The 25168-nt window shown below is 52.2% G+C and carries 23 protein-coding genes and 1 pseudogene; 17 read left to right on the forward strand and 7 right to left on the reverse strand.

What is annotated here, in order from left to right; all coding sequences use genetic code 11:
- Positions 1-93: 93 nt before the first annotated feature.
- The 4 genes from WJU22_RS17250 to WJU22_RS17265 all read left to right on the forward strand — a co-directional run bounded on the left by WJU22_RS17250 (position 94) and on the right by WJU22_RS17265 (position 4300).
- A complete protein-coding gene (locus WJU22_RS17250; protein ID WP_341839424.1) occupies positions 94-948 on the forward strand; it encodes a tyrosine-type recombinase/integrase in 855 nt (284 codons plus the stop codon).
- Between the two features lie 116 nt (positions 949-1064).
- Positions 1065-1796 carry a tyrosine-type recombinase/integrase gene (locus WJU22_RS17255; RefSeq protein WP_341839425.1) on the forward strand — a complete coding sequence of 244 codons (732 nt, stop codon included), beginning with the start codon at positions 1065-1067 and terminating at the stop codon, positions 1794-1796.
- Positions 1797-1860: 64 nt separating this feature from the next.
- Positions 1861-2490, forward strand: a complete 630-nt coding sequence (locus WJU22_RS17260; protein ID WP_341839426.1) for a JAB domain-containing protein — start codon at positions 1861-1863, stop codon at positions 2488-2490.
- Positions 2491-4084: 1594 nt separating this feature from the next.
- Positions 4085-4300: a hypothetical protein gene (locus WJU22_RS17265; protein WP_341839427.1), complete on the forward strand. Its 216-nt coding sequence runs from the start codon at positions 4085-4087 to the stop codon at positions 4298-4300.
- Between the two features lie 168 nt (positions 4301-4468).
- On the opposite strand, the gene WJU22_RS17270 is transcribed toward WJU22_RS17265, so the two are convergent.
- Entirely contained in the window at positions 4469-4786 is a 318-nt protein-coding gene (locus WJU22_RS17270) for a hypothetical protein (protein ID WP_341839428.1), read from the reverse strand.
- Positions 4787-4980: 194 nt separating this feature from the next.
- Between WJU22_RS17270 and WJU22_RS17275 the strand changes: the two genes are divergently transcribed.
- Together WJU22_RS17275 and WJU22_RS17280 are read left to right on the forward strand one after the other, a co-directional pair.
- Positions 4981-5976 carry an RHS repeat-associated core domain-containing protein gene (locus tag WJU22_RS17275; protein ID WP_341839419.1) on the forward strand — a complete coding sequence of 332 codons (996 nt, stop codon included), beginning with the start codon at positions 4981-4983 and terminating at the stop codon, positions 5974-5976.
- A gap of 5 nt (positions 5977-5981) precedes the next feature.
- Complete coding sequence (locus tag WJU22_RS17280) at positions 5982-6290, forward strand: hypothetical protein (protein WP_341839420.1); 309 nt, start codon at positions 5982-5984, stop codon at positions 6288-6290.
- 47 nt (positions 6291-6337) lie between these two features.
- On the opposite strand, the gene WJU22_RS17285 is transcribed toward WJU22_RS17280, so the two are convergent.
- Positions 6338-6670 carry a helix-turn-helix transcriptional regulator gene (locus WJU22_RS17285; RefSeq protein ID WP_341839421.1) on the reverse strand — a complete coding sequence of 111 codons (333 nt, stop codon included), beginning with the start codon at positions 6668-6670 and terminating at the stop codon, positions 6338-6340.
- Positions 6671-6834: 164 nt separating this feature from the next.
- On the opposite strand from WJU22_RS17285, the gene WJU22_RS17290 reads away from it, so the two are divergent.
- The 6 genes from WJU22_RS17290 (at position 6835) to WJU22_RS17315 (ending at position 13929) form a co-directional block, all read left to right on the forward strand.
- On the forward strand, positions 6835-7923 hold the full coding sequence (locus tag WJU22_RS17290; protein WP_341839422.1) for a CHC2 zinc finger domain-containing protein: 1089 nt from the start codon (positions 6835-6837) through the stop codon (positions 7921-7923).
- An 86-nt stretch (positions 7924-8009) separates the two neighbouring features.
- Positions 8010-9569, forward strand: a complete 1560-nt coding sequence (locus WJU22_RS17295; RefSeq protein WP_341839423.1) for a hypothetical protein — start codon at positions 8010-8012, stop codon at positions 9567-9569.
- A 155-nt stretch (positions 9570-9724) separates the two neighbouring features.
- Positions 9725-10579, forward strand: coding sequence for a tyrosine-type recombinase/integrase (locus WJU22_RS17300; RefSeq protein ID WP_341839424.1), 855 nt, complete (start codon positions 9725-9727; stop codon positions 10577-10579).
- Positions 10580-10695: 116 nt separating this feature from the next.
- Positions 10696-11427 (forward strand): tyrosine-type recombinase/integrase, encoded by a 732-nt coding sequence (locus WJU22_RS17305; protein WP_341839425.1) that lies wholly within the window; start codon positions 10696-10698, stop codon positions 11425-11427.
- A 64-nt stretch (positions 11428-11491) separates the two neighbouring features.
- Positions 11492-12121 carry a JAB domain-containing protein gene (locus WJU22_RS17310; protein ID WP_341839426.1) on the forward strand — a complete coding sequence of 210 codons (630 nt, stop codon included), beginning with the start codon at positions 11492-11494 and terminating at the stop codon, positions 12119-12121.
- Between the two features lie 1592 nt (positions 12122-13713).
- Positions 13714-13929, forward strand: a complete 216-nt coding sequence (locus WJU22_RS17315) for a hypothetical protein (protein WP_341839427.1) — start codon at positions 13714-13716, stop codon at positions 13927-13929.
- Between the two features lie 168 nt (positions 13930-14097).
- On the opposite strand, the gene WJU22_RS17320 is transcribed toward WJU22_RS17315, so the two are convergent.
- A complete protein-coding gene (locus WJU22_RS17320; RefSeq protein ID WP_341839428.1) occupies positions 14098-14415 on the reverse strand; it encodes a hypothetical protein in 318 nt (105 codons plus the stop codon).
- Positions 14416-14621: 206 nt separating this feature from the next.
- Between WJU22_RS17320 and WJU22_RS17325 the strand changes: the two are divergent.
- A pseudogene (locus WJU22_RS17325) lies at positions 14622-15527 on the forward strand (RHS repeat-associated core domain-containing protein); the annotation flags it as partial.
- A gap of 442 nt (positions 15528-15969) precedes the next feature.
- Here the strand turns inward: WJU22_RS17325 and WJU22_RS27290 are convergent.
- Complete coding sequence (locus WJU22_RS27290; RefSeq protein ID WP_425165457.1) at positions 15970-16128, reverse strand: helix-turn-helix domain-containing protein; 159 nt, start codon at positions 16126-16128, stop codon at positions 15970-15972.
- A 1554-nt stretch (positions 16129-17682) separates the two neighbouring features.
- Here WJU22_RS27290 and WJU22_RS17330 point away from each other — a divergent pair.
- Complete coding sequence (locus WJU22_RS17330; protein WP_341839429.1) at positions 17683-18318, forward strand: JAB domain-containing protein; 636 nt, start codon at positions 17683-17685, stop codon at positions 18316-18318.
- 336 nt (positions 18319-18654) lie between these two features.
- On the opposite strand, the gene WJU22_RS17335 is transcribed toward WJU22_RS17330, so the two are convergent.
- The 3 genes from WJU22_RS17335 to WJU22_RS17345 form a co-directional block, all read right to left on the reverse strand.
- Entirely contained in the window at positions 18655-19437 is a 783-nt protein-coding gene (locus WJU22_RS17335) for a hypothetical protein (RefSeq protein WP_341839430.1), read from the reverse strand.
- A gap of 197 nt (positions 19438-19634) precedes the next feature.
- Positions 19635-22520, reverse strand: coding sequence for an SGNH/GDSL hydrolase family protein (locus tag WJU22_RS17340; protein ID WP_341839431.1), 2886 nt, complete (start codon positions 22518-22520; stop codon positions 19635-19637).
- A 9-nt stretch (positions 22521-22529) separates the two neighbouring features.
- A complete protein-coding gene (locus WJU22_RS17345) occupies positions 22530-23039 on the reverse strand; it encodes a hypothetical protein (protein WP_341839432.1) in 510 nt (169 codons plus the stop codon).
- Between the two features lie 470 nt (positions 23040-23509).
- On the opposite strand from WJU22_RS17345, the gene WJU22_RS17350 reads away from it, so the two are divergent.
- The 3 genes from WJU22_RS17350 (at position 23510) to WJU22_RS17360 (ending at position 24971) form a co-directional block, all read left to right on the forward strand.
- Positions 23510-23932, forward strand: a complete 423-nt coding sequence (locus WJU22_RS17350) for a DUF4279 domain-containing protein (protein WP_341839433.1) — start codon at positions 23510-23512, stop codon at positions 23930-23932.
- Positions 23933-23964: 32 nt separating this feature from the next.
- On the forward strand, positions 23965-24246 hold the full coding sequence (locus WJU22_RS17355; RefSeq protein ID WP_341839434.1) for a hypothetical protein: 282 nt from the start codon (positions 23965-23967) through the stop codon (positions 24244-24246).
- Positions 24247-24308: 62 nt separating this feature from the next.
- Entirely contained in the window at positions 24309-24971 is a 663-nt protein-coding gene (locus tag WJU22_RS17360) for a hypothetical protein (protein WP_341839435.1), read from the forward strand.
- Positions 24972-25168 lie beyond the last annotated feature (197 nt).

The raw sequence follows: 25168 nt of genomic DNA on the forward strand, positions 1-25168 counted from the left end.
TATAGAAAAACGCCATAGCGCTATCTAATAAGTTTGTTACCCGGAGGTAAAAAACCTCTTTTCTTCTTCAACTGATTTTAAACTAAAAAATTTATGGAACAGCTACAAACCGGAACCCTCGCGGGTTTTAGGGACTACCTGTGCGCGGTGGGCTATAGCGGCGGGAGTGTGCAAACGCTGTGGAGCTGTACGCGCGCATTTTTTGACTACCGGGGTAAAGCACCTGCAAGCACTACGCCGGCGGACATCCTGGCTTTTTACGAGCACCTGCAGGTATGCCCGCTGCGGCGTGGAGAAGGGGTGTTGAGCGGCAAGATGGTGGACCATTACCTGTACAGCCTGCGGGTGTTTTTTGACTGGCAGCAGGCGGTGGGCCTGGTGCTGGCGCATCCCATGAGTGGGTTGCAACTGCGGCGGCTGGGTGGTGGCCAGCGGCTCCCGCTATCGGTGGCGGAGATTACCGCGCTGTTCGATGTTGCCCACCATGAGCGGGAGCAGGCAGCGCTGCACCTGCTCTATAGCTGCGGCCTGCGGCGCAGCGAGGCGGTGCTACTGGGGCCCGGTGACGTGTGGCCGGAGCGTGGTGTGCTGTATGTGCGCCGTGGCAAGGGCGCCCGCCGGCGGGTGGTGCCGCTGGCGAGCCGCGCGGCGGCAAGCCTGGGAACTTACCTGCGCTGGCTGGCGGTGCTGTTGCCGGGTGGTTCACCGCGGCTGCTGGTCGGTAGCCGTGCCCAGGCAATGACGGGCGACCGCCTTTGCGAGCTGGTAAAGGAGTTGGGTGAGCGCGCGGAACTGGAAACGGTGGTAACGCCGCACCGGCTGCGCCACTCCATCGCCACGCACCTGCTGGCGCGGGGCATGTCGCTGGAACAGGTGCGGGATTTTTTAGGTCACCGCCATGCGGATACCACGCAGCTCTACGCACACCCGCAAAACCCTGGCTTATGACGCTGGACGCCTACCTGCAATCGCGTTACGCCGCCTCCACGGCCGAGGCCTACGGGCGTGAGATCGCCGCTTACCTGTTTGGGTATCGCGGTGCTGACGGTGCTGGTTATGGGGATGTGGTGCAATGGCTGGGCGTAGTGCGCAGCCGCTACGGCAACGCGTCTACGCTCAACGGGATGTTATGCGCGGTGAAGGCGTATTACGGCTGGCTGGTGGCCACTGGCGTGCGTGCGGACAATCCTGCCAAAAGGATCCGTTTGCGGGACGTGCGCAGCCGGGACATCCAGTTGCAGGACCTGCTGGCGCCTGCGGAGCTGGAAGCGTTGCTGCCGGCAAATGGTAAAAAGGGGCGTTATACGGCGCTGGCTTACCGCGACCGGGTGTTGGTGAGTCTTTTGATCTATCAGGCCTTAAAACCGGCAGAAATCGCCACACTCCGCATAACGGATATCGACCTGGAGAGCGGGACGGTGTTTACTGCCGGCACGGTATCAACTCACGCGCGGCGGCTTCCCTTGCAGGCGGCACAGGTGCTTTTGCTTTACGCCTACCTCCGGGAAATCCGCCCGCGGTTGGGCAAAGGCGCTGCCAGCGACCGGTTGCTGCTGGGGCTGCGGGGCAAGCCGATGGCGGCGGCAGATATCGTCAAGCACGTGTTGCGGCACTACCCGGTGAGCGCGCAGCGGATCCGCCAGAGCGTCATTGCCAACAAGCTGAAAGCCGGTGAGGGACTGGCTGCGGTGCAGGTGTTTGCGGGACACAAGTACCCGTCGAGCACGGAGCGTTACCGGCAGAGCTGTGATGGTGAGCTGGCCGCGGCTGTAGCAGCCTATCATCCGATGGGATAGAGAATGAACAGAATGAACGGGGGCGTTGCCCTATTGTATTGTTAACTTCAAATCGAACCCTAAAATGGAAATCAAGTTGAGTAAGCTGAAAAAGACAAAAATCGAGGCACGGCAGGACGTGCACGAGATTATGCAGCTGTTGCTGCGGCGGGAACAGAAGGTTGACCGCAACCGGGAGCACCTGTGGGTGCTGGGACTGTCGGCAGACAATACGATCCTTTTGATCGAGCTGGTGAGCATGGGCTCGGTGACGCGCACGATTGCCGAGCCGATGGAGATCTACAGCCTGGCGCTGCAAAAGCGCAGCGTGAAAATTATCCTGGTACACAATCATCCGAGCGGCTTGCTGAAGCCTTCCGCTGCTGATAAGGACATGACGGACCGGATGATCCAGTGCGGCCGGCTGCTGCATGTTCCGGTGGAGGACCATTACATTATCAGCGAAAAGGGATATTACAGCTTTGCGCAGGACGGCCTGCTGGCGGAGCTGGAACGGAGCGAAAAATACCTGCTGGATTATGAGCTGGAAGCCCGGGCGCGGGATCAGGGCAAGGAGATCGGCGTCAAGGCTGGTGCGCGAGAACAGGCAAAGCAGATAGCCCGGCAGATGAAGGCAAAAGGCTATACGGTTAATGAGATCATGGAACTTACGGGATTAGGCAAGGCAGCTGTCCAGCGGTTGAAAGTGAAGTAAAGGCCCCGTGGAGCTGGCGGGAATCGAACCCGCGTCCAAAAATTAGGATTCGAACCTGCGACCGCCTTAAAACCTGATTTTTTTATAGGAAAGCCAAGCCAGTGCAAGGCTTGCGGTCGCCCATATGGCGTCAGAGAGTAGGTTAATGAAGATGTCGTTGATCGCCTCCATGATCGTGAAATTACTGAAATCTCCTGTCCGGGCAAAATGCGGGCGTCACATCACCAGGCGGTAAACAGGCGCGCATGGTGCTCCCGGCAACGGAGTGGCCAGCCTGTTTACCGCCTGGTGGTGCGCCAAGACGATCCTGCTGCCGGGCTTTGTACTGCCGTCGCCGTTCGCGGCAGGTCATGCACTGCAGTTTGTCCAGGTTCCACCGCTATCCGCTTCCATCCACTCGCTCCCGCCACCTTCACCGCCATGCCTTGGCGGCCACGGGGGCGGGAGCGCGGCACGCGCGTAGCCACCGTAGGGCGGCAAGGCGGGCAGGTGGCGGACAAAGTGGGCGGCGTAGGGCTGCGACCGAAGGAAGCAGACCGGGAGCAGCCCGAGCGCAGGCAAAAGGGAAGGGCGGTTCGGGGATTACTGGCAGGGAGGGGCTGGCCCTTGCCTTTTGCCGGAGTGAGACAGCTTTACCTGCGTAAGTGCTGAGGGGCGTTATGCGTCAGCGGGGAATGTTGAACGTACTTCTGACAAGTTAGCACCCCAAGCATATGCTGCAATCCAATGCATGGAAAACGAGTTGTAACAGATGTGACAGGATTACAGTGCTTCCTGCATTGGCATGGAATATGCAAACATTGCGTGTTGCAAAAAAAGCAACACATGAAATATGTATAAAGATTATAAAGTCTACCAGGACTATAACTTGGAGATTCTGATAAGCAATGTCAATACCGCGCTGGATGAGGGTTGGGTTCCTGTAGGGGGCATATCGACAACACAAGCACTACTGAATGAGAATTACGAATCTGATGCGAAGGGAAAACCGATGATGTTGTATACTCAAGCCGTTGCAAGGCCTCTGTAGTAGAAGAGAGTAGTTTGGTATGATAATACTTTTTAGTTTTGAATAAGTGAAGTTGAAACTGTGAAAATACTGATATCCAGAGATTAGATTTAATTCAAACGATAGCGCCTTTAAGAGCACCCGCTTTTAAAGGCGCTTTTTATGTTCATCATCATTGGATGGATGCCAACTCCTCGTCTACTGATTAAGAGTCAGCTGCGCCTTTGCCCTGGGAAATCCCCCCCCCCCCCCACACCCCGTTTACTTACACTGTTCCCTACTTACTAAAAAGGAAACGCGGTCTCACTGCGGGTAAAAGGCAGGGCTTGCCCTTTAGCAGCGAGCCCTTGTGCAGCCCTTCCTTTTACCCTTCGTTCGGGCAGCTCCCGGTCTTTGCGCGAAGCGCGCAAATCCCTCCTCTGCCCATTTAGTCCGCCACCTGCCGGCGGCGGCGCCCGGCCGGTAGCTCCGTGCTCGCTAAAGCTCACACTCCCGCTCCCGTGTTCGCCGCCGCATGGCGGTGGGTGGCGGTAAGCGGTCAGGCATCAACTCACTCTTTTTTTACTACTTAAAATTTTACTGAAGATGGAACTGTTATGGTTTATGAATCCCTCCCTGGGAGCGGATTACGGTACGTTTTATTGTGTGGTGTGCGGGGATGCGTTCTATTACTCGCCGCGCCTGACGTGTCATTGCAACCGTTGTGCTATGCGGGAGCTGGCGGCGCTGGAGCGTTCGGAGGCGGATGCGGGGCAGCGGGCAACGTATAGGCGGGCATACGCGATGCTGGAGGAACTGTAGTCAGCGGTAGTGCATGGCCTGCCGCGAACGGCGGCATCAGTTCATCGCCCGGCGGTGGGATGGTCTTGGCGCATCATGGGTAAAGCAGGCGGCCGGCGCTGCCGGTGCCAGGCGCTCCGTAACCGGCCACCTGCTTTACCCATGATGATGTAGTTTTTTTTCAATTGACTAAAGAACAATATTGTGATTGCTGCAATAGTCTTCAATCGTAGAGAATGGAAGAACGCTATCGTCGTGCGTTGGGGTAACGACATATATCCTTAAAGGTGTGCCTGCAGGCAGTGCTTTTAAAGCAGCAAGAGTGGCTTGTTTATTAGATAATACATCGTGAATGGAGTGGTCGAAGGGGTTAGATGGTGCGATGTCGTTAGCTCTTCTCATAAATGTCTCGAAGAGGCGCTGGTCTTGAGGTCCGATAAAGCTGTAATCTCCTTTTTTGAGGTGGTGTTGCAAGTTGTCGGCTTGATCTTGTAATTGTTGTAGCATATGATTGTTTTAGTTCAACGAATTTACACACTTGAAAGGAAATCAAATATGACGATGAATCATTATCTTTAACGGTAGTTCTTTGAGGTAAATATATCTCCTTGGTGCCGCGGTGCTGATGGGAAAAAGTTGTGAGCCATTGAAGGTATGGGTTTAACGGGAAGGAGAATGATAATGAGGTGAAGGGGGAGGGGATGCAGGTAGACTTCGGCGCCCGTGTGCATGACCCGAGGGTTGGTAGATTCTTATCTCGTGATCCGCTTGCGAAAAAGTATCCAGGGCAAAGCGATTATGCATACGCAGCGAACAATCCAGTGCGCTTTATTGATGTATATGGGATGGGGCCAGATGATCCGCCACCTTTTTTGCAAAAGCTAGCTATATATTCCCAGTTTTATATTCGCTTGATGACTCCGCGTCCTAAGGAATGGGGTGAGAATCTGCGAGCGAATGGGCGTATACTTGGTGATGCTTCTGGTGCGGTGGCGGCATCGACCTTTGGGATTTTGCAAGGTATGTCACCCTTTCCAAGGAAATCAGCAGAGGAAGTTGGATTATATGGATATGAAGGATGGTACAATGGCGGTGTTACGGTTGGAGAGAGTGCAGGGCCTGCTACCAGCTTGTTAACGGGTGGTAATAGTGGGCTTTCTCCGAAATTGGCAACGGCCTCAGGTAGTGCGCAGATCGCGGTGACTAATTCTGCGGCAGTTGCTGCTACGACAACGGCTATTGCATATTCAACAGCGACTAGTAACAGCCAGCCTGAAGAGCAAGCTGGGTCTGGGGCTTCAGAAAGGAGTGGTACTAATGGAGGTAGTTCAAATGAAGGGGCTAATGGCGGCGGCGGTCCTTATGTGTGGAGAGGGCTTTCTCGAGAGGACGTAGTGTCAGTTGCGCAGGGAAGAGGGATATCTGCTCGAAGTCCAAACGCAACCAATTCTCCGATCAGCCACGTGGCTGGTAAAAAAGAAACACAATGGATTTCTACTTCGTTGGATGAAAGCACAGCTAAAGGTAAGTATGGTGAGAATGGATATGTTAAAATTGATCTTTCTAAGGTGGAGTCTGTGATAGAGTGGATTAATAACGGATTTAATCCTCCAAGAGGGCGTCCTCATAATTATGCAAAGAAAGACCAAGAGGTTTTAATACAGAAACACATTCCTCAGGAAGCAATAGTAAAATAAAATATATGGATCAAGCATTAATTGAAGAACTTGATAGATGTTGGGACTACGAAGAGGGGTTCTTTGGTAGGTTGCGACAAGGCTTCTTTGAAGAGGAGTTGTATCAAAATTTTATAGGGATTTTAAAAAGAATAACGATCAGGACGGAAGAGACAATGATCCCTTATGACTTAGTTCATTTGTTGTGGTATGTGCCATTATTTATGGAGTGGCAGCGGGAGAGGGTAGTGCGGGTGATGTCCAATGAGGAATACGAAATTAAGAAGACTAATGTTGAAAATGAATTAGAGCGCATTTTTGGAGTTCCGATATGATTTTTTGGCTTTCAACAATAAAAACGCCGCCTAATTGGGCGGCGTTTTTATTGTTGCGCTTTTCTGATTTTGGCGTCGCGGATGTAAGTGTCGATGAGGTCGAACAATACGGTCTTTTTAGGTTCCTCGATCAGTTCGATGTCCTGGAGTCTTTTCAATGTCTTTTTATCGAACTTGCTGTTAATCCCTTCTCCCACGAGGTAATCGAGTGAAACCCCGAGCGCATCTGCAATCCTCTTGGCAGCGTCGAGGGAGGGCACGGCTTCTGCGCGCTCGTACTTGCCGATCATGACGCGGGACACGCCGCTGGCGTCCGCGAGGTCTGTTTGTGACCATCCTTTTGCATCTCTAGCATCTGCGATAATCTTGCCTGTATTCATGTCTTAAAGGATACCGATTTGTTTGTCAGGAGCGGTATTTTACAAATTTATGTAACTAAAGGATAGAAAAAGTGCCGATAGGATTTGGTTGTTTTGAAGCTATTGGATAGATTTGTATCTGATAGTTACAGGAAAAATATTTTTCCACATCCAAAACCGCCAGCATGGATATATCGGAGATCAAGCAATCACTCACGCTCGCCCAGGTGCTTACGCACTACGGGCTTAAACCGGACAAGCATGCCCGGCTGCACTGCCCGTTCCATGATGACAAGACGCCGAGCCTGCAGGTGTACTACAAAACGCAGTCGTGCTATTGCTTCTCATCGAACTGCAAAACCCACGGCAAGGCGCTGGATGTGATCGACTTTGTGATGCACAAGGAAGGTTTTTCTAAAAGCGAAGCTATCCGTTACTGCCGGGAGCTGATCGGCGGCGCAGTGGCGGCCGCCCCGCTGACCGCCCAGCCGCGCGCGTCCATCCTGGAAAGAATGTTCACCTACTTTAAGAATGCGGTGCATAACAGTAAACCTGCGCAGGATTACATCCGCAGCCGCGGGCTGGACGTGACGCAGATAGAGGTGGGTTACAACAGCGGCCAGTTCCACCACGGCCGCCGTAAGGATGACGAGCTGCTGGCGGCTTGCGAGTCCGCCGGGCTGCTGATGGCGTGGGGGACGAACACGCGGGAAGGAGGGCAGGCCTATAAAGTGTTCGGCCGTGGCTGCGTGGTGTTCGCGCTGCGCGGCAAGGCCGGAGACATCAAAGGGCTGTACTTCCGATCGATCACCAACGACAGCGACCAGCGACATTTTTATTTAAAAGACCGCGCCGGCCTTTATCCATGCTACCCGCAGCCGGACACCCGTCGGCTGATCCTGACGGAATCCATCATCGACGCGGCCGTATTACTCCAACAGGAAACCATCCGCAAGGAATACACGGTGCTGGCTTGTTACGGTACCAACGGGTTTACGGCAGAGCACCGGGAGGCGGTAGTCAGCTTGAGCAACCTGTCTGAAATCATCTTTGCCTTCGACGGCGATGCGGCGGGCAAAGCGGCTACCGAAAAGTACGCGCTACAACTGCGCGACCAGTTGCCGGGTGTTGCGCTATCGGTGGTGGCGCTGCCCGACGGTGAAGACCTGGCGAGCCTTGCGGCCGGCCATGATCCGGCGGTGCTGGAGCACCTGGTTGCCGAGCGACAATCCTTTTTTCTTCAACTGGAAATCCTCCTGAGCCTGCTACTGTAAAAGAAGCCAACCCCGTATACGCTCCTCCCATCCCTTTACCTGTCCCGTCGCATCCGGCTGCCGGCGTACTGGACAGCCGCGATGATATGCGGCTGCGGTACACGGCGGCCACGGCGGTGTACACGGTGCAGGGCGGCATCCCCAAAACCGGAGATAGCTTAAAAGTGACGCTGGCCATCGAGCATAAGGGCAGCGGGCAAAAGCGGCGGCACAAGGTGGACCTGTACGAGGACAAGCAGGTAGAGCGGCTGGCGCGGGAAGTGAGCGCGCCGCTGGGGCTGGAAGCCGGCACCATCGCCGACGAGCTGCGCAGCCTGGCCGATGCGCTGGACGCTTACCGCGACGAGCAGGTAAAAGCAGCGGCGCCACAGGTGGCCAGCTACCCACTGACGGCCGCGGAACGCAGTGCAGCCTTATCGTTCCTGCAGGCGCCGGATCTACTGCCTCGGTTAAACAATCTTTTGGGCAACACCGGCATCATCGGTGAAGAAAACCCCCGTTTATTCCTGCTGCTGATTGCGCTGAGCCACAAGATGGCGCACCCCTTGCATGCGCTGATACAGGGCTCGAGCGGCAGCGGCAAGACGCGGCTGCTGCGGCAGATCAGCGACTGCATGCCGCCGGAATCCGTCACGCGCCTCACGCGGGTCAGTGATAAAGTTTTATACAACTACCCGGAAACCTACTTTGTCAACCGGCTGCTGTGCCTGGAAGATATCGACGGGCTCAGTGAAGAAGCGGAGTTCGCGCTGCGCGAGCTGCAAAGCAACGGGGAGTTGAACAGTGCGACGAGCATCAAGCTCGACGATGGCCGCATCACCAGCGGCCAGAAAACGGTGCGCGGCCCCATCGGTAGCCTTGCCTGCACGACGCGCGGGGAGATCTATGAAGACAACATGAGTCGGGTGTTTTTGGTAGCGGTGGATGAGAGCGCGGAGCAGACGGCAAAGATCCTGGCCTACCAGAACCGGGTAGCGGCGGGCATTGCGAGCCAGGGGGAGGAGGAGCGGGCGAAGGCACAGGTGCGCAACCTGGTGCGGGCGCTGGAGCCGCTGGGGGTGGTTAACCCCTTTGCCGGCAAACTGCGTCTACCCCAGCAGGCGCACAAGCTGCGGCGGCTCAACGACCTGTTTTTGAGCTTTGTGAAAATGGTGGCGCTGGTGCATCAGTACCAGCGGGAGCGCGACCGGGAAGGGCGCGTGGTGGCGGTGGTAAGCGACCTTGCAGCGGCGGTGGATATCATGTTCGATAGCATTGTGCTAAAGGTGGACGAGCTGGACGGGAGCCTGCGGCAGTTTTACGAGCAGCTGAAATCCTACCTGCAAAAGCAGCATGGCAAAGACAGTGAGCGTGCGGTCTTTACGTTACGTGAAATCCGCCATGCGCTGGGCGTGAGCAAAACACAACTGTTCCGGTACGTGAACGACCTTGTGCGGCTGGAATACGTTCGGATCACCGGCGGTCATGTGAACCGTGGTTTTACCTACCAGGTGTGCTGGTGGGATCATTACACGGGGATGCGCGAGCGGGTGCGCGCGGAGTTGCTTGCGCAGCTGGATGTACTTGGTGATGAGGGTGCTGGCGTTCCAGGGCTGGAACACCAATGGAACGCCAGTGGAACGCTGGAATCCGCCACAGTACTGTGAAATATGGCTGGCGTTCCAGCGTTCCGGGAAATGCTCAAGGCCCTGTTTTAAAACGCCATAGCTATAGAAAAACGCCATAGCGCTATCTAATAAGTTTGTTACCCGGAGGTAAAAAACCTCTTTTCTTCTTCAACTGATTTTAAACTAAAAAATTTATGGAACAGCTACAAACCGGAACCCTCGCGGGTTTTAGGGACTACCTGTGCGCGGTGGGCTATAGCGGCGGGAGTGTGCAAACGCTGTGGAGCTGTACGCGCGCATTTTTTGACTACCGGGGTAAAGCACCTGCAAGCACTACGCCGGCGGACATCCTGGCTTTTTACGAGCACCTGCAGGTATGCCCGCTGCGGCGTGGAGAAGGGGTGTTGAGCGGCAAGATGGTGGACCATTACCTGTACAGCCTGCGGGTGTTTTTTGACTGGCAGCAGGCGGTGGGCCTGGTGCTGGCGCATCCCATGAGTGGGTTGCAACTGCGGCGGCTGGGTGGTGGCCAGCGGCTCCCGCTATCGGTGGCGGAGATTACCGCGCTGTTCGATGTTGCCCACCATGAGCGGGAGCAGGCAGCGCTGCACCTGCTCTATAGCTGCGGCCTGCGGCGCAGCGAGGCGGTGCTACTGGGGCCCGGTGACGTGTGGCCGGAGCGTGGTGTGCTGTATGTGCGCCGTGGCAAGGGCGCCCGCCGGCGGGTGGTGCCGCTGGCGAGCCGCGCGGCGGCAAGCCTGGGAACTTACCTGCGCTGGCTGGCGGTGCTGTTGCCGGGTGGTTCACCGCGGCTGCTGGTCGGTAGCCGTGCCCAGGCAATGACGGGCGACCGCCTTTGCGAGCTGGTAAAGGAGTTGGGTGAGCGCGCGGAACTGGAAACGGTGGTAACGCCGCACCGGCTGCGCCACTCCATCGCCACGCACCTGCTGGCGCGGGGCATGTCGCTGGAACAGGTGCGGGATTTTTTAGGTCACCGCCATGCGGATACCACGCAGCTCTACGCACACCCGCAAAACCCTGGCTTATGACGCTGGACGCCTACCTGCAATCGCGTTACGCCGCCTCCACGGCCGAGGCCTACGGGCGTGAGATCGCCGCTTACCTGTTTGGGTATCGCGGTGCTGACGGTGCTGGTTATGGGGATGTGGTGCAATGGCTGGGCGTAGTGCGCAGCCGCTACGGCAACGCGTCTACGCTCAACGGGATGTTATGCGCGGTGAAGGCGTATTACGGCTGGCTGGTGGCCACTGGCGTGCGTGCGGACAATCCTGCCAAAAGGATCCGTTTGCGGGACGTGCGCAGCCGGGACATCCAGTTGCAGGACCTGCTGGCGCCTGCGGAGCTGGAAGCGTTGCTGCCGGCAAATGGTAAAAAGGGGCGTTATACGGCGCTGGCTTACCGCGACCGGGTGTTGGTGAGTCTTTTGATCTATCAGGCCTTAAAACCGGCAGAAATCGCCACACTCCGCATAACGGATATCGACCTGGAGAGCGGGACGGTGTTTACTGCCGGCACGGTATCAACTCACGCGCGGCGGCTTCCCTTGCAGGCGGCACAGGTGCTTTTGCTTTACGCCTACCTCCGGGAAATCCGCCCGCGGTTGGGCAAAGGCGCTGCCAGCGACCGGTTGCTGCTGGGGCTGCGGGGCAAGCCGATGGCGGCGGCAGATATCGTCAAGCACGTGTTGCGGCACTACCCGGTGAGCGCGCAGCGGATCCGCCAGAGCGTCATTGCCAACAAGCTGAAAGCCGGTGAGGGACTGGCTGCGGTGCAGGTGTTTGCGGGACACAAGTACCCGTCGAGCACGGAGCGTTACCGGCAGAGCTGTGATGGTGAGCTGGCCGCGGCTGTAGCAGCCTATCATCCGATGGGATAGAGAATGAACAGAATGAACGGGGGCGTTGCCCTATTGTATTGTTAACTTCAAATCGAACCCTAAAATGGAAATCAAGTTGAGTAAGCTGAAAAAGACAAAAATCGAGGCACGGCAGGACGTGCACGAGATTATGCAGCTGTTGCTGCGGCGGGAACAGAAGGTTGACCGCAACCGGGAGCACCTGTGGGTGCTGGGACTGTCGGCAGACAATACGATCCTTTTGATCGAGCTGGTGAGCATGGGCTCGGTGACGCGCACGATTGCCGAGCCGATGGAGATCTACAGCCTGGCGCTGCAAAAGCGCAGCGTGAAAATTATCCTGGTACACAATCATCCGAGCGGCTTGCTGAAGCCTTCCGCTGCTGATAAGGACATGACGGACCGGATGATCCAGTGCGGCCGGCTGCTGCATGTTCCGGTGGAGGACCATTACATTATCAGCGAAAAGGGATATTACAGCTTTGCGCAGGACGGCCTGCTGGCGGAGCTGGAACGGAGCGAAAAATACCTGCTGGATTATGAGCTGGAAGCCCGGGCGCGGGATCAGGGCAAGGAGATCGGCGTCAAGGCTGGTGCGCGAGAACAGGCAAAGCAGATAGCCCGGCAGATGAAGGCAAAAGGCTATACGGTTAATGAGATCATGGAACTTACGGGATTAGGCAAGGCAGCTGTCCAGCGGTTGAAAGTGAAGTAAAGGCCCCGTGGAGCTGGCGGGAATCGAACCCGCGTCCAAAAATTAGGATTCGAACCTGCGACCGCCTTAAAACCTGATTTTTTTATAGGAAAGCCAAGCCAGTGCAAGGCTTGCGGTCGCCCATATGGCGTCAGAGAGTAGGTTAATGAAGATGTCGTTGATCGCCTCCATGATCGTGAAATTACTGAAATCTCCTGTCCGGGCAAAATGCGGGCGTCACATCACCAGGCGGTAAACAGGCGCGCATGGTGCTCCCGGCAACGGAGTGGCCAGCCTGTTTACCGCCTGGTGGTGCGCCAAGACGATCCTGCTGCCGGGCTTTGTACTGCCGTCGCCGTTCGCGGCAGGTCATGCACTGCAGTTTGTCCAGGTTCCACCGCTATCCGCTTCCATCCACTCGCTCCCGCCACCTTCACCGCCATGCCTTGGCGGCCACGGGGGCGGGAGCGCGGCACGCGCGTAGCCACCGTAGGGCGGCAAGGCGGGCAGGTGGCGGACAAAGTGGGCGGCGTAGGGCTGCGACCGAAGGAAGCAGACCGGGAGCAGCCCGAGCGCAGGCAAAAGGGAAGGGCGGTTCGGGGATTACTGGCAGGGAGGGGCTGGCCCTTGCCTTTTGCCGGAGTGAGACAGCTTTACCTGCGTAAGTGCTGAGGGGCGTTATGCGTCAGCGGGGAATGTTGAACGTACTTCTGACAAGTTAGCACCCCAAGCATATGCTGCAATCCAATGCATGGAAAACGAGTTGTAACAGATGTGACAGGATTACAGTGCTTCCTGCATTGGCATGGAATATGCAAACATTGCGTGTTGCAAAAAAAGCAACACATGAAATATGTATAAAGATTATAAAGTCTACCAGGACTATAACTTGGAGATTCTGATAAGCAATGTCAATACCGCGCTGGATGAGGGTTGGGTTCCTGTAGGGGGCATATCGACAACACAAGCACTACTGAATGAGAATTACGAATCTGATGCGAAGGGAAAACCGATGATGTTGTATACTCAAGCCGTTGCAAGGCCTCTGTAGTAGAAGAGAGTAGTTTGGTATGATAATACTTTTTAGTTTTGAATAAGTGAAGTTGAAACTGTGAAAATACTGATATCCAGAGATTAGATTTAATTCAAACGATAGCGCCTTTAAGAGCACCCGCTTTTAAAGGCGCTTTTTATGTTCATCATCATTGGATGGATGCCAACTCCTCGTCTACTGATTAAGAGTCAGCTGCGCCTTTGCCCTGGGAAATCCCCCCCCCCCCACACCCCGTTTACTTACACTGTTCCCTACTTACTAAAAAGGAAACGCGGTCTCACTGCGGGTAAAAGGCAGGGCTTGCCCTTTAGCAGCGAGCCCTTGTGCAGCCCTTCCTTTTACCCTTCGTTCGGGCAGCTCCCGGTCTTTGCGCGAAGCGCGCAAATCCCTCCTCTGCCCATTTAGTCCGCCACCTGCCGGCGGCGGCGCCCGGCCGGTAGCTCCGTGCTCGCTAAAGCTCACACTCCCGCTCCCGTGTTCGCCGCCGCATGGCGGTGGGTGGCGGTAAGCGGTCAGGCATCAACTCACTCTTTTTTTACTACTTAAAATTTTACTGAAGATGGAACTGTTATGGTTTATGAATCCCTCCCTGGGAGCGGATTACGGTACGTTTTATTGTGTGGTGTGCGGGGATGCGTTCTATTACTCGCCGCGCCTGACGTGTCATTGCAACCGTTGTGCTATGCGGGAGCTGGCGGCGCTGGAGCGTTCGGAGGCGGATGCGGGGCAGCGGGCAACGTATAGGCGGGCATACGCGATGCTGGAGGAACTGTAGTCAGCGGTAGTGCATGGCCTGCCGCGAACGGCGGCATCAGTTCATCGCCCGGCGGTGGGATGGTCTTGGCGCATCATGGGTAAAGCAGGCGGCCGGCGCTGCCGGTGCCAGGCGCTCCGTAACCGGCCACCTGCTTTACCCATGATGATGTAGTTTTTTTTCAATTGACTAAAGAACAATATTGTGATTGCTGCAATAGTCTTCAATCGTAGAGAATGGAAGAACGCTATCGTCGTGCGTTGGGGTAACGACATATATCCTTAAAGGTGTGCCTGCAGGCAGTGCTTTTAAAGCAGCAAGAGTGGCTTGTTTATTAGATAATACATCGTGAATGGAGTGGTCGAAGGGGTTAGATGGTGCGATGTCGTTAGCTCTTCTCATAAATGTCTCGAAGAGGCGCTGGTCTTGAGGTCCGATAAAGCTGTAATCTCCTTTTTTGAGGTGGTGTTGCAAGTTGTCGGCTTGATCTTGTAATTGTTGTAGCATATGATTGTTTTAGTTCAACGAATTTACACACTTGAAAGGAAATCAAATATGACGATGAATCATTATCTTTAACGGTAGTTCTTTGAGGTAAATATATCTCCTTGGTGCCGCGGTGCTGATGGGAAAAAGTTGTGAGCCATTGAAGGTATGGGTTTAATGGGAAGGAGAATGATAATGAGGTAAAGGGTGTTGAAGGAAGCCAGCAGGATTATGGGATGAGGATTTATGATCCGAGGATTGCGAAGTTCTTGAGTGTGGATCCTTATACTAAAAGTTTTGCTTGGTTTTCGCCTTACCAATTTGCAGGAAATACCCCAGTTGCGGCAATAGACTTAGATGGAGGGGAGCAAAAAATTATGATTCATTGGACAAATGTGAACGGAGAGATCACTAAAACAAAAATTATAAAATCTGATTTTAGCAGAGTTAATGAATTGTATAATTCGTTAAAAAACGGATTGAATACAAGTACAACATATGATCTAGAGGGAACTAAATTTAATGCTAATAATGCTGCTTTTTCATTGGGGTTTGAGGCATATAAAAAAGGTTCTCCGCATCCTCGTGGCTGGTTTGGAGGAGTTACAAGGCCTAATGGTGGAGAATTAGTCTTCACAATAAAGACAGACCTTGCTAATAAACAGAGTGTGGATATAAAGTTTTATGATATTCCTCTTAATAAGACGGAAGTAATAGCGGATGCCTTACGTGGAGTATCCTCAATTGCAACTTTTACTGGAGATCGAATTGAAGAGTTTGGGTACGTAGTTTCATTATTTCCAGGTGCCCAAGAAATCGGGTTGCCTTTAATTGGAATAGGGAAAACAATATCAGCTGCAGGAGATGGTGTGGATATTGGGGCTGATTTATTGGAAGGGAAGACCAAAAATGCAATGATAAAGGCTGGCGCTGCCGGCCTTGGAGCGGCTGCAGGACCTTTAGCTAACAAAATACCTTTTAAGAATCAATTGTCGAATGAAGTTATAGATACTTATTTGGGAAGAGGTTTAGGAGCTATTAAAGATGGTGTAATTGATAATAATCACCCGGATGTAGAGGAGTCTAATACATTGAATATAAAAATAGAAACGAAGGAGAACAAAAAGGAGTAAAATTATGAATAATATTATTATTGGTATACTTATCGTAATAGTTGGAGGTTATTTTATTTATTGGGGGATAACCTATCAAGCCAAGGTGAATTCTATTAATAGTATAAAACCTCGACTGATTATTGCTGGATTAATTGGGCTCATGGTTGGTTTGTATTTAATATTTAAATAACATTTTATGAAAAAATGCGATAAAACTAAGTATTGTAAAACACCCAATTTAAGGTGCTTTTTATTTGTTGTGTCTTACTTATTTTGGCATCACGAATGTAGGTCTCGATAGGTCAAAGACGTTTGTATTTTGGGGATCCTCATTCAGTTCGGTGTCCTGGAATTTTCTGATGGTCTTTTTGTCGAACTTATCCTCGACGGGAGAATCTAGCGATATTCCTAAAACATTTGCAATCTTCTTGGCGGCATCGAGAAATTGCACGGCTTCAGATCACTTGTACTTACCGATCAGAACGCGGGATACGCCGCTAGCATTCGCGAAGTCAGTCTGTGACCATCCTTTTGCATCTCTAGCATCTGCGATAATCTTGCCTGTTATACCTGTCGCAATTGCGCCAGGAATTAATGGCTCATAAAAAGAAGAATCAATTTACGAGATCCTCTACCAAAGGAGGTGTAAACGCGACTAAACATTTTAAAGGATTGAATAATGTCAATTTAAATAGTGAAAAAAGGAGATAAGCCTAATCCAATCCAGCGAAAAGATGCTCAAAGTAGAAACGGTAGCGCCGAAAGGAAGAAAGGAGCTAGTATTTTACATCTGAAAGAATAAGAAAGCTCAGAAACATAAAAGCATAGTTTCTATTTGTATAAACAAAATAATTTGGGATAAAAGAATCGTGGATTATATAATTTCTTGTACAGAATTCGAATTTGAATTTATGGAGGTTGATGTCTACGGCTTTGGAATTAAGAACAAAACAATCAAGATTTCATCTCGTGTTGCGATAGAACTCGGTGATCAATATAATAAAAGCTTAGAATTGTTGTTTTCAGGATCAGAATAAATTAGAAAGGCAAAGGGAAGATACACACAAGATTCAACGGACCATTTGTACAAGAAGTAGAGTATTGAAATGATATAATGTATCGAATGAATACAATTAACTTAGATAACAGAAGATTGTTTTGAATCTTGAAACAATTCGGTTAAGGCATATTTAATCTTGTATATTAAATCCAAAAGTTTCACTTAAGTAGTTTTGAAGTGATTCTAGGTTGGAAATTCGCACTATTATTCCCTTGTTCCTGTCTATTAAAGCAAGTTTGTATCCTAAGTCAAGTAATTGTTTTGCATTCAAAAGGCCGCCGCATGTTTTGCTTGGCCGGAATAGCGGAGACATTTCAATCCATACGTTTGAAACAAAAGCATCACGCTGATCAATAAAGATTCCGAGTTGTTCAAACCCAAAAGCAACCGTATTTAATTTGGCGTAATGACTTGTGCCGTAGCCTAGTGATACATGGCTGTGGTAGTTAAATGCAATGGGATGTAATCTTTTAGTAACATTATTGTTTTCTATACGAGCTTCACGTAATGGTATAATGCTTTCCTGTCGGATAGTATTGACTTGAAACCCATAGGGAAAGTGATCTGTTTTGGGCGTTTTTTCTACGTCTGCCAGTACTTTAAAGTAGTTTTGCTCAGTAACTGGTTCAATCTGGCTGTAAAAATCTTCATGAACGCAAATAGATACTGGTATGGTCGAATTAATTTAATTTATCGCGTAGTTGTTTGGGCATCCATCTAGACTTTTAGTGTGATCACTCTGCAGTGGCCTGTTTATTTGATAAATTGAATGTCAGCTTCAAGAAAGTATAAATTCGGATTGTAAAATTGATTGTGGTAGCCACGATGAAGTTATGTGTAGACTGTTTTTTTAGAACACAAAAATAGCTATTATGCTTCAGATAATGTTGGTTTAATTCAATAATATGAAAAGCGCATGAATACGAAAAGGAATTTTTTGTTGCATTAGGTGAGTTGCGGGAGGATAAGTTAAGTGCTTCAAGTTTTGAGTGGCAGTAATGTGGTTAGGCGATGAAATAGATAGTATTCGATATTGCTACCATTCATTAAAAATGAATAAAATGAACTACTGCCGTTTATCCTTGTTGTTCTAACTTCAAGGGAAACGCTAAAATGGAAATCCGATTGAGTAAACTGAAGAAAGTAAAGATCGAAGCCCGGCAAGACGTTCACGAGATCATGCGGATGCTGCTTCGGCGCGAACAGAAGATTGACCGGAACCGGGAGCACCTGTGGGTGCTGGGCCTCGCGGCGGATAATGCGATCCTGCTGATCGAGTTGGTGAGCATGGGCTCCGTGACGAGCACCATCGCCGAGCCGATGGAAATCTACAGCCTGGCATTGCAGAAGCGTAGTGTGAAGATCATCATTGTTCACAATCATCCCAGCGGGCTGCTGAAGCCCTCCGCCGCCGACCGTGAAATGACGGACCGGATGATCCAGTGCGGCCGGTTATTGAAGGTGCCGGTGCTGGATCATTTCATCATCAGCGACAAAGGCTATTACAGCTTTGCGGAAGATGGGCTGTTGGCGGAGCTGGAAAAGAGTACCAAGTACATGCTGGAGTACGAGCTAAAGGCGCTTGGAGTTAAAGAAGGCAAGGAAGCCGGCCACAAAGCAGGCTTGAATGATAAAGCCCGAGAAATGGCGCGCATCATGAAAGCGAAAGGCTACGCAGTAAAGGAAATTATGGAATTGACCGGCCTCAGCAAACCAGTCATCCAGCGGCTTAAATCAAAAGACACTTAGCGTTATTTGCCTGGTGAATGAATCATGTCAGATTGAATTGAATTTGGTGATTTTGAGAGTCATTCATCCGCAAGGGCAGGCCAGGGTCTTCGAAGTTTGTTGCCGATGCCATATGCCTGTAAGACAGGGTTCAAACATGTAGTAAAAAAGCGTCTAGTAACCTCGCGCAGTCGCCATATCAGTTTCCTCACTTCTCCCGATTTATCATGCATTCTAAACAACTCCAACATCTTTGTATCCCGGGCGGAATATGTTGCCCCCAATTCTCCTGATTCATAAGGTTCAAAATACCTCATGTATTATGGCCCCCTCAGTTCCCCAAAATTCACCCAGCTTTCAAAACACCTCCAACACCTTCGCCCCACCCGCATATTTCCGTCCCTTCAGCTCGCCCGACCCATCCGGCATTCCCATCTCAATCCCCACCGCCACTATCAAGGAAGCATCGGCCAGAACAGGCACATCCAGCGATAGCTGCAAATCAAATCCCTCCGCCCGCGCATCCCGATGCTGCCATGCCGATACCTTCCGATCCCAGGCAGGCGCAACCGCCGGCTCAAACAGTTCTTTACGATATACAATATCTCCCATCATCGCCAGATAGACAACAAACCGGTAAAACGGCAACTTCCAGGGCAGGCTCAGATTGATGTCGGGCATAATAGCAGGGAAGGAGAGCGTAACCGTACCTGCTGCCCGGTTTGCCGACGCGGTAACCGGATGTTGTAACAAGTTGTCAAAAGGATGCTCCTTATTGAAATTGAACCCTCGCAGCAACGCCTTATTGGCCGACAAACAGACACCTCTTTCCCCACGAGGGCGCTCGGCATCCCGCAGCTGGATTTCCTTCGCCAGTTTCACGAGCCGCCCGGTATAGTTCGGGTCGGCGATTTGCCGGAAAGCTATCATCGGCCGGCGTACCGACGCCGCAAACAGGTTGCAGGCCTTGAATTCCGCATTGTTCTCCCGGGTCCGTGCAAATTTGCCATCTGTTTTGATGCGTTCTTTGGAAGGCCCGTTGCACCGGCGCATGATAATCTTGTCAGTTCCTTTCCTGCGGTAATAGACGAATTCGCCCAATCTTCCGGTGACTTCCATGGTCGATTCTACAATAGCCATAGATTATGCTTATTTGGGGTTACGGTTATGATATGCTGACTATAACAGGCTATTGCATAGAATGTTTAACGGGTTTAAGCCGGCTTTTTAAAGAGGCGACTTAAACCCGTCTTAAATTCGGGATATACCCGGCTTAAACCCGGCTCATATATGCCGGAGAACTTCTCCAGGCATACCCTGATCCGGCAATTGGAAACCTATTCCTCCTGGATCACCAACGCATTCAGGTACCCGAACGCGCCATTGGCCGTCAAAGAAGGTGCGTGCACCGAAAGATTGATCTTCCCGTTCGCGTCCGGCGAAATGCCTGTCCGCACTTCCTCGAGAGTAGTGTTGTTGAAGGCGTTCATCAAAATCTCGGCACCGCCGTTGATCCGCCATGCGCCATATCGCGGCGCCGCAGCGGAGTTGTTGCGCGATGCGTAGAACTTCAGCTTGTAGGTCTTGGCGGGGTTCAGTCCGGTAAGGATGAGGTTGTCCATCCCTGTCGCCCATTTCAGGCTGTAGTTGAACCAGTAACCCTTCAGCGCGATATCCGGGATCACGCCGGTATTGTTGCCGGTGGTGGTACCGTCTATGTCGGAGGCGCTGTTGCTGGCGAAGGGGGCCCAGAATTCAGGCGTGGGACTGAGGTTGTCGATCGTCCAGCTGGTAGCGGGGTCGGTGATCGTGATACGCTGGGAGTGCGGCGAGCCGTAGACGTTCAGCCATCCGGGAATGGGCTGCACCGCCGTTTTGCTGAAGTGGATGCGCAGCGTTTTCAGTCCACCGTTGTTTGGGAACACATTCACGGTGGAAGTGCCTTTGTAGGTTTTGCCGCCGCCCGTGCCGGTTACGCGGAATACATACGTGCCGTTCGTCAGCGCCGAAATGTTGGCGGTGGCCGACGTGGCGTTGGCGATAGTGGCGGTTCCCGGGCCAGACACCTGCTCCCAGCTATACGTGGTTACCACGGCACCATTGATGGGCGTACCCGTCAGCTGCAGGGTACTGAGCGTGGTGGTGGTATCGCGGAGGCGGATCTGCGGTACCGCAGGCAAGGGGCCTACCACACCGATATCGACGAGACTGACATGCGCGAACGTACCGGTGCCGCCTACACGCATGGTAATATCCACCGAATCCACACCGGTTACACCGTTGAATTTGATGGCCTGCTGATAGTTGGGCGTGCCTGCGGTGGGGTATTTCGTTTCCACCGACTGTGCCGTTTCCCAGCCTTCGTTGCCGATCCGGGCCTGCAGCGTACGTTGGGCCGTGTTATCGTCCAGCCGCGCGCCCCAGATCTTGATGTAATATTTATTGGTAGGCACCATTCCTTTGATGCGGAGTACGATGCCGTTGGGGTTCAGTGACGAGTGGATGAACACGTTGTCATACAGGGCCTGCTGCGGATAATCGCCAACGGGAACGGTAAAGCCGTTGTAGTTGATGGCCTTCGTCTGGGAAGTCCCGAACGAGCCGGTGGGTGAGCCGATGAACTGGAGGCTCATGTCGGTGATCTCGTTGGTGGTGGTGCGCATGTCCGGGAACGACGCGTTGGCCGCAAAGCCTTCCACGCCGCCTACGCCAAACCAGTTATTCCAGAACTTGCCCCATCCGTCGGGCGAAGGCGAAGGCCGGCCGTCGGGCTGGTTGGAGCCGTTGAGCGTGGTGGTGCCGTCGCCGCCGAGGTCGGTCAGCAGGCGGTAGGTGTAATCGTTCACACCCGGCAATGGATCGGGCTCGCTGAGCGTGGCAACGGGCGACCAGGGCGTGAACGTCCCGTTTTTCATCTCGGCCCTTACCCGGAAATAAACTTTAGCGGTGTTGTAGCGGTTGTACACGGATTTCACCACGTTGGCATCCGCCTGCTGCGCGAAGGGCGCCCAGGTGGTCTGGTTCACCGATGAATCGATGTGGTACTTCTTCACGCCGGTAATGGATTGGAAATAACCCAGCCAGCGGTCGAACAGGCGGTCGGCGATAAACTGGTTGCCGGCGGCGGTGAGGTGGATGCCATCTCCGTTATTGTAAGCAGGCAGGATGGAGGCGATAGTCGAAGGGTCTACGAGATCGCTGAACCCTTCCACATACCGGTCGGGCCATGCGCTGCGGATACTGTCGGCCAACTGCTTCAGCATTTGTTGCTGGGCGCTGTTGTAGTTGGTACGCGGTTGCGTGGTCTCGAAAAACGCGGTGATGCCGTTGCGCTGCGCAATGCTGTCTACCTTTCGGAGGTTTTGCATGCTTTGCGCTACCGTCATGCCAGACGATGGGTCGTTGGAGGGAAGGGAAACGAACAGCATGTCGGGCCGCAACTGTACGGCGGTCTCGATGTTCTGTCCGGATACGCCGCCGTCTTCCAGCGGCAGGATGTCTTTGGTGCTGTATCCCGGCACGGCGAGGTTGGTCCAGGCATGCGCGGAAGTATTGTTGGTGAGCCAGGTGGAGATCTTATCGCCCAGGCGGTTCGGGGCGGAAAGCCCGGTACCCGCGAGGGTGGAGGAGCCGAGCCCTACCACCTTCGGACTGAGGAACAGCGTTTTGGCATTCGTTGCCCAGCGCAGCGTAAAGGTATTGTTGCCGTTGTCGGTGGCGCCGGGCAGTAGCCGCAGGGTAGACGCGGAGGGTGTGCTGCCGCCGCCGTCTGTGGCGCCGTTTACGGACAGGTCGAGGCCGTAAATGGCTTCGATAAAAATAATATCGTTCGCCTGCAGGGCAGGGCGGAAGGTGATCCTCCCGGCCGATGCGTCCACGATTACGCCGTTGGTGCCGTCTCGATATTGGAGCAGGCCGTTGCGCATGACTTTGATAGTGTGGTTGACGAGGCTGGCGTTTTGGTAGACGGAGTCACCCGCGGCCGGGTAACCCGCCGCGCCTGTTTTGAACTGGATGCTTTTGCCCAGCTGCTGGAATACGGTGGCGCCGTTGCCGGTATTGTACAGGTAACCGTTTACGTCTTTCGACTTGTTGCGGAGCACGAGCTCGGCGTTCATGATCTTCACGGAGTCGGGGTCCAGCTTCAGCGGGGCGCCTTGCGCCAGGAGGGACGAACAGGGAAAGAGGAGCGGGATAAACAATAGAGGTTTCAATCGTCTCATGTCGGGGAATTATTGGCGGTGAAGTGTTTGGTGAATGAATTTTCTTTCGAGGGCGTATGCGTCTTGCTGGAAGAAAACAGGCAGGAAGCTGAAATCCCTGGCGTGGAAGGCTTCCAGGTAAATCTTCTCTGCAGGGGCGAGCGCCGGCCTGAAGAGGATCTTGCCCAGCGAAGTGTCTACCAAAGTGCTGTCCGGGCAAGTGGTGCAAACGAGCAGTCCGTTCCGCCAAATCTTGACGTACCGGCCTTTCCAGGCCGCGTTGGTGTACACGGAATCGCCGGCCTGGGGGAACCCGGCGGTGCCCACAGTGAATTGCAGGGCGTTGCCGATGGATTTAAAACTGGTTTTCCCGTTGCCGGTGTTGACGAGGTAGCCGTTTACGTTCCGCGTGGCGTTGCGGACAACGAGCTCCATGCCGGTCGCCTTCACGCTGTCGCGGTTAACGCCGAAGGATTGCTGGGCTTTGAGGGATGGGAGGGTTACACAGCAAGCGGCTGTGAAAACAATTTGCTTCAACATAGAATTGCATTTTCGAAAGTGTCTAATGTAGATCAGGGTGCATATCCGGAAGAGGTATTACAAAGTGCTAGGCACAGGTCCGGTTAACGCGGAGTTATTGGGTTCGGTTCATGGCTAAGGTTTGCGCAAGCGCGGTTTTTCGGAAGGGGATAACCGGGCCTGCAGGTACGGGATAATAATGTTATGAAGCCGAAAATAAGAAAAATTGATTGATTTTCAAGGGTTCTTTTTTGTAAAATTTAAGCAGGAATCTCCTTTCAGGGAGCCATGTTTTGACGGGGCGTAAATACTAATTATATTGAAGGATGGCAATTCGGTTGAAGCTGAACGGACGGGTGGATGTGAAAATCTATCAAAAGGAATTAATGGCCTGCGACTGGTTTCATATCCCTCCTGATGAAATAGTCATCAAGAATTTAATGTAGATATTGTTTGGTATCGCAGGCCCCTCCTCAAAAACTACTTAGCAAATGGACAAAGTTTCAATCGCGCTGAAGTATTCAAAATTTTCTGATTCTATAGAAGATATATCTAATGAATTGGTATTGGTACCGACTGATTCAAATGTAAAAGGGGAAAGATATTCGCTCAAATCCCATGATGGGAGGATTGAAAAACAGTATCAGTATAACTATTGGGAATATCGATTCGTGATTGAAACAGATGTATGGATACAAACAATTGCCAATTCATTCGTTGATGAAGTTGTTGAGCCCAGGAAGGAGCAGCTGAAGCGCATTGCTTCGAATGGGCAATTAGAGTTCTTTATTAGCGCGGAATTATATGGCATGGCCAACCCCGGTTTTCACTTTGAAAAGGAAACAATTGCATTGCTGGCTTATATTGGGGCGGAAATTGATATAGATCTTTACAATTTCACAGCGAAGGGTTAGCAAGCACGCCACCTTACACCCAAACTACCGTAATGAAAAAGAAGAGCCCCTGGATAGATGTTATCATCAAAGTACTAAACGGCGAAAAGAATATCGCGTCCCCGTTCGATGCACAGGGGACAATCGAAAGTTTCTTTGTGGTCGTTATAAAGGAAGAACGCCTCGGCTGGGGCCGAATATGGTGTTCAGCCACACGCAGAGGCATCCATTTATGCAGAATGGTGGTGCCGGACAACGTCCATTATTTTTATGATGAAGAAGCAAACGCAGCCTGCAATAATTTGCCGGAAATTACACTGGAGGATTTTACCTGACTACTATATTATTTTTGTTCGTCGAAACAACTGAAAGACGAAAACAATTGAATACGCTGATTATGAATGATGTAATCAATATGAATACGGGGCTGGATGTAGCCGGCCTGGAAGAGGAAGACGCCCTCGCTCTGGAGGGCTCCTTCAAAGCCATACTTAAATACGGCCCGGAGATTGTAACCGATACATCCATCTCCAGTACAATTTTAGCAAAGCTTATAGAAAACCGCCTGTTCAACAGCCGGGCTACGGTCCGCATCGTAAATTCTTTCCGGTTGCAAAAGGAGGCGTTCGATTATTTCATCCTCCAGGTGGAGATCGATCACGGTTTCAGGGATTCGAAGAAGAACGGAAATACAAACCGGGATAGGGAATACCAAATCTGGGGCTACGGGAAATCGCGGATCGCATTCGGGGATGTACTGCTGCGGAGACTGGCATTCGTGGATAAACTGCTCAACCGGTTTACCTCCGGGCGGATCAAATTCGATTACTCTCCAGCATTTAACGCGAAATATTACCTTATTTCTGCTGGAAAGGATTTGATTTTGAAGCATTTTGAACCACCATTCGTGGCGGCAGTCGCCCAATCAGATGAGCTCATCATGTTGGTGAATGGGGAGGATGTCATCATTGGTTTTCCCGTAATTATTAACGATCAGAATACAGTAACGCTTCAAAAGATTATGTCCTCGGCCAGTTTTCTGGCAAAATCAATGATGTAGATTTTGATCTTATCCTGCTAAGCCAAAAGGCGTCCGCGCGCTTGCAATTGCACGTAGGGTCATGGCTGAAAAAATCCCGGCGCTGCACCCACACCGCCACAAAAATCTTTTAAATTTTTTTCGGGAAGGAGAGCGGCAAACATTTTAATCCGTCTACCCTCAACCCATCGTTCCACACTGCATTTGACTCACTTAAA

It is taken from the genome of Chitinophaga caseinilytica, from assembly GCF_038396765.1.
GTDB lineage: Bacteria > Bacteroidota > Bacteroidia > Chitinophagales > Chitinophagaceae > Chitinophaga > Chitinophaga caseinilytica.

What these genes read in the sequence shown, in the direction of transcription:
- WJU22_RS17250 (WP_341839424.1), top strand. Translation starts at nt 94, where the DNA reads ATGGAACAGCTACAAACCGGAACCCTCGCGGGTTTTAGGGACTACCTG.
- WJU22_RS17260 (WP_341839426.1), top strand. Translation starts at nt 1,861, where the DNA reads ATGGAAATCAAGTTGAGTAAGCTGAAAAAGACAAAAATCGAGGCACGG.
- WJU22_RS17265 (WP_341839427.1), top strand. Translation starts at nt 4,085, where the DNA reads ATGGAACTGTTATGGTTTATGAATCCCTCCCTGGGAGCGGATTACGGT.
- WJU22_RS17270 (WP_341839428.1), bottom strand. Translation starts at nt 4,786, where the DNA reads ATGCTACAACAATTACAAGATCAAGCCGACAACTTGCAACACCACCTC.
- WJU22_RS17275 (WP_341839419.1), top strand. Translation starts at nt 4,981, where the DNA reads ATGCAGGTAGACTTCGGCGCCCGTGTGCATGACCCGAGGGTTGGTAGA.
- WJU22_RS17280 (WP_341839420.1), top strand. Translation starts at nt 5,982, where the DNA reads ATGGATCAAGCATTAATTGAAGAACTTGATAGATGTTGGGACTACGAA.
- WJU22_RS17285 (WP_341839421.1), bottom strand. Translation starts at nt 6,670, where the DNA reads ATGAATACAGGCAAGATTATCGCAGATGCTAGAGATGCAAAAGGATGG.
- WJU22_RS17290 (WP_341839422.1), top strand. Translation starts at nt 6,835, where the DNA reads ATGGATATATCGGAGATCAAGCAATCACTCACGCTCGCCCAGGTGCTT.
- WJU22_RS17295 (WP_341839423.1), top strand. Translation starts at nt 8,010, where the DNA reads ATGCGGCTGCGGTACACGGCGGCCACGGCGGTGTACACGGTGCAGGGC.
- WJU22_RS17300 (WP_341839424.1), top strand. Translation starts at nt 9,725, where the DNA reads ATGGAACAGCTACAAACCGGAACCCTCGCGGGTTTTAGGGACTACCTG.
- WJU22_RS17310 (WP_341839426.1), top strand. Translation starts at nt 11,492, where the DNA reads ATGGAAATCAAGTTGAGTAAGCTGAAAAAGACAAAAATCGAGGCACGG.
- WJU22_RS17315 (WP_341839427.1), top strand. Translation starts at nt 13,714, where the DNA reads ATGGAACTGTTATGGTTTATGAATCCCTCCCTGGGAGCGGATTACGGT.
- WJU22_RS17320 (WP_341839428.1), bottom strand. Translation starts at nt 14,415, where the DNA reads ATGCTACAACAATTACAAGATCAAGCCGACAACTTGCAACACCACCTC.
- WJU22_RS17330 (WP_341839429.1), top strand. Translation starts at nt 17,683, where the DNA reads ATGGAAATCCGATTGAGTAAACTGAAGAAAGTAAAGATCGAAGCCCGG.
- WJU22_RS17335 (WP_341839430.1), bottom strand. Translation starts at nt 19,437, where the DNA reads ATGGCTATTGTAGAATCGACCATGGAAGTCACCGGAAGATTGGGCGAA.
- WJU22_RS17340 (WP_341839431.1), bottom strand. Translation starts at nt 22,520, where the DNA reads ATGAGACGATTGAAACCTCTATTGTTTATCCCGCTCCTCTTTCCCTGT.
- WJU22_RS17345 (WP_341839432.1), bottom strand. Translation starts at nt 23,039, where the DNA reads ATGTTGAAGCAAATTGTTTTCACAGCCGCTTGCTGTGTAACCCTCCCA.
- WJU22_RS17350 (WP_341839433.1), top strand. Translation starts at nt 23,510, where the DNA reads ATGGACAAAGTTTCAATCGCGCTGAAGTATTCAAAATTTTCTGATTCT.
- WJU22_RS17355 (WP_341839434.1), top strand. Translation starts at nt 23,965, where the DNA reads ATGAAAAAGAAGAGCCCCTGGATAGATGTTATCATCAAAGTACTAAAC.
- WJU22_RS17360 (WP_341839435.1), top strand. Translation starts at nt 24,309, where the DNA reads ATGAATGATGTAATCAATATGAATACGGGGCTGGATGTAGCCGGCCTG.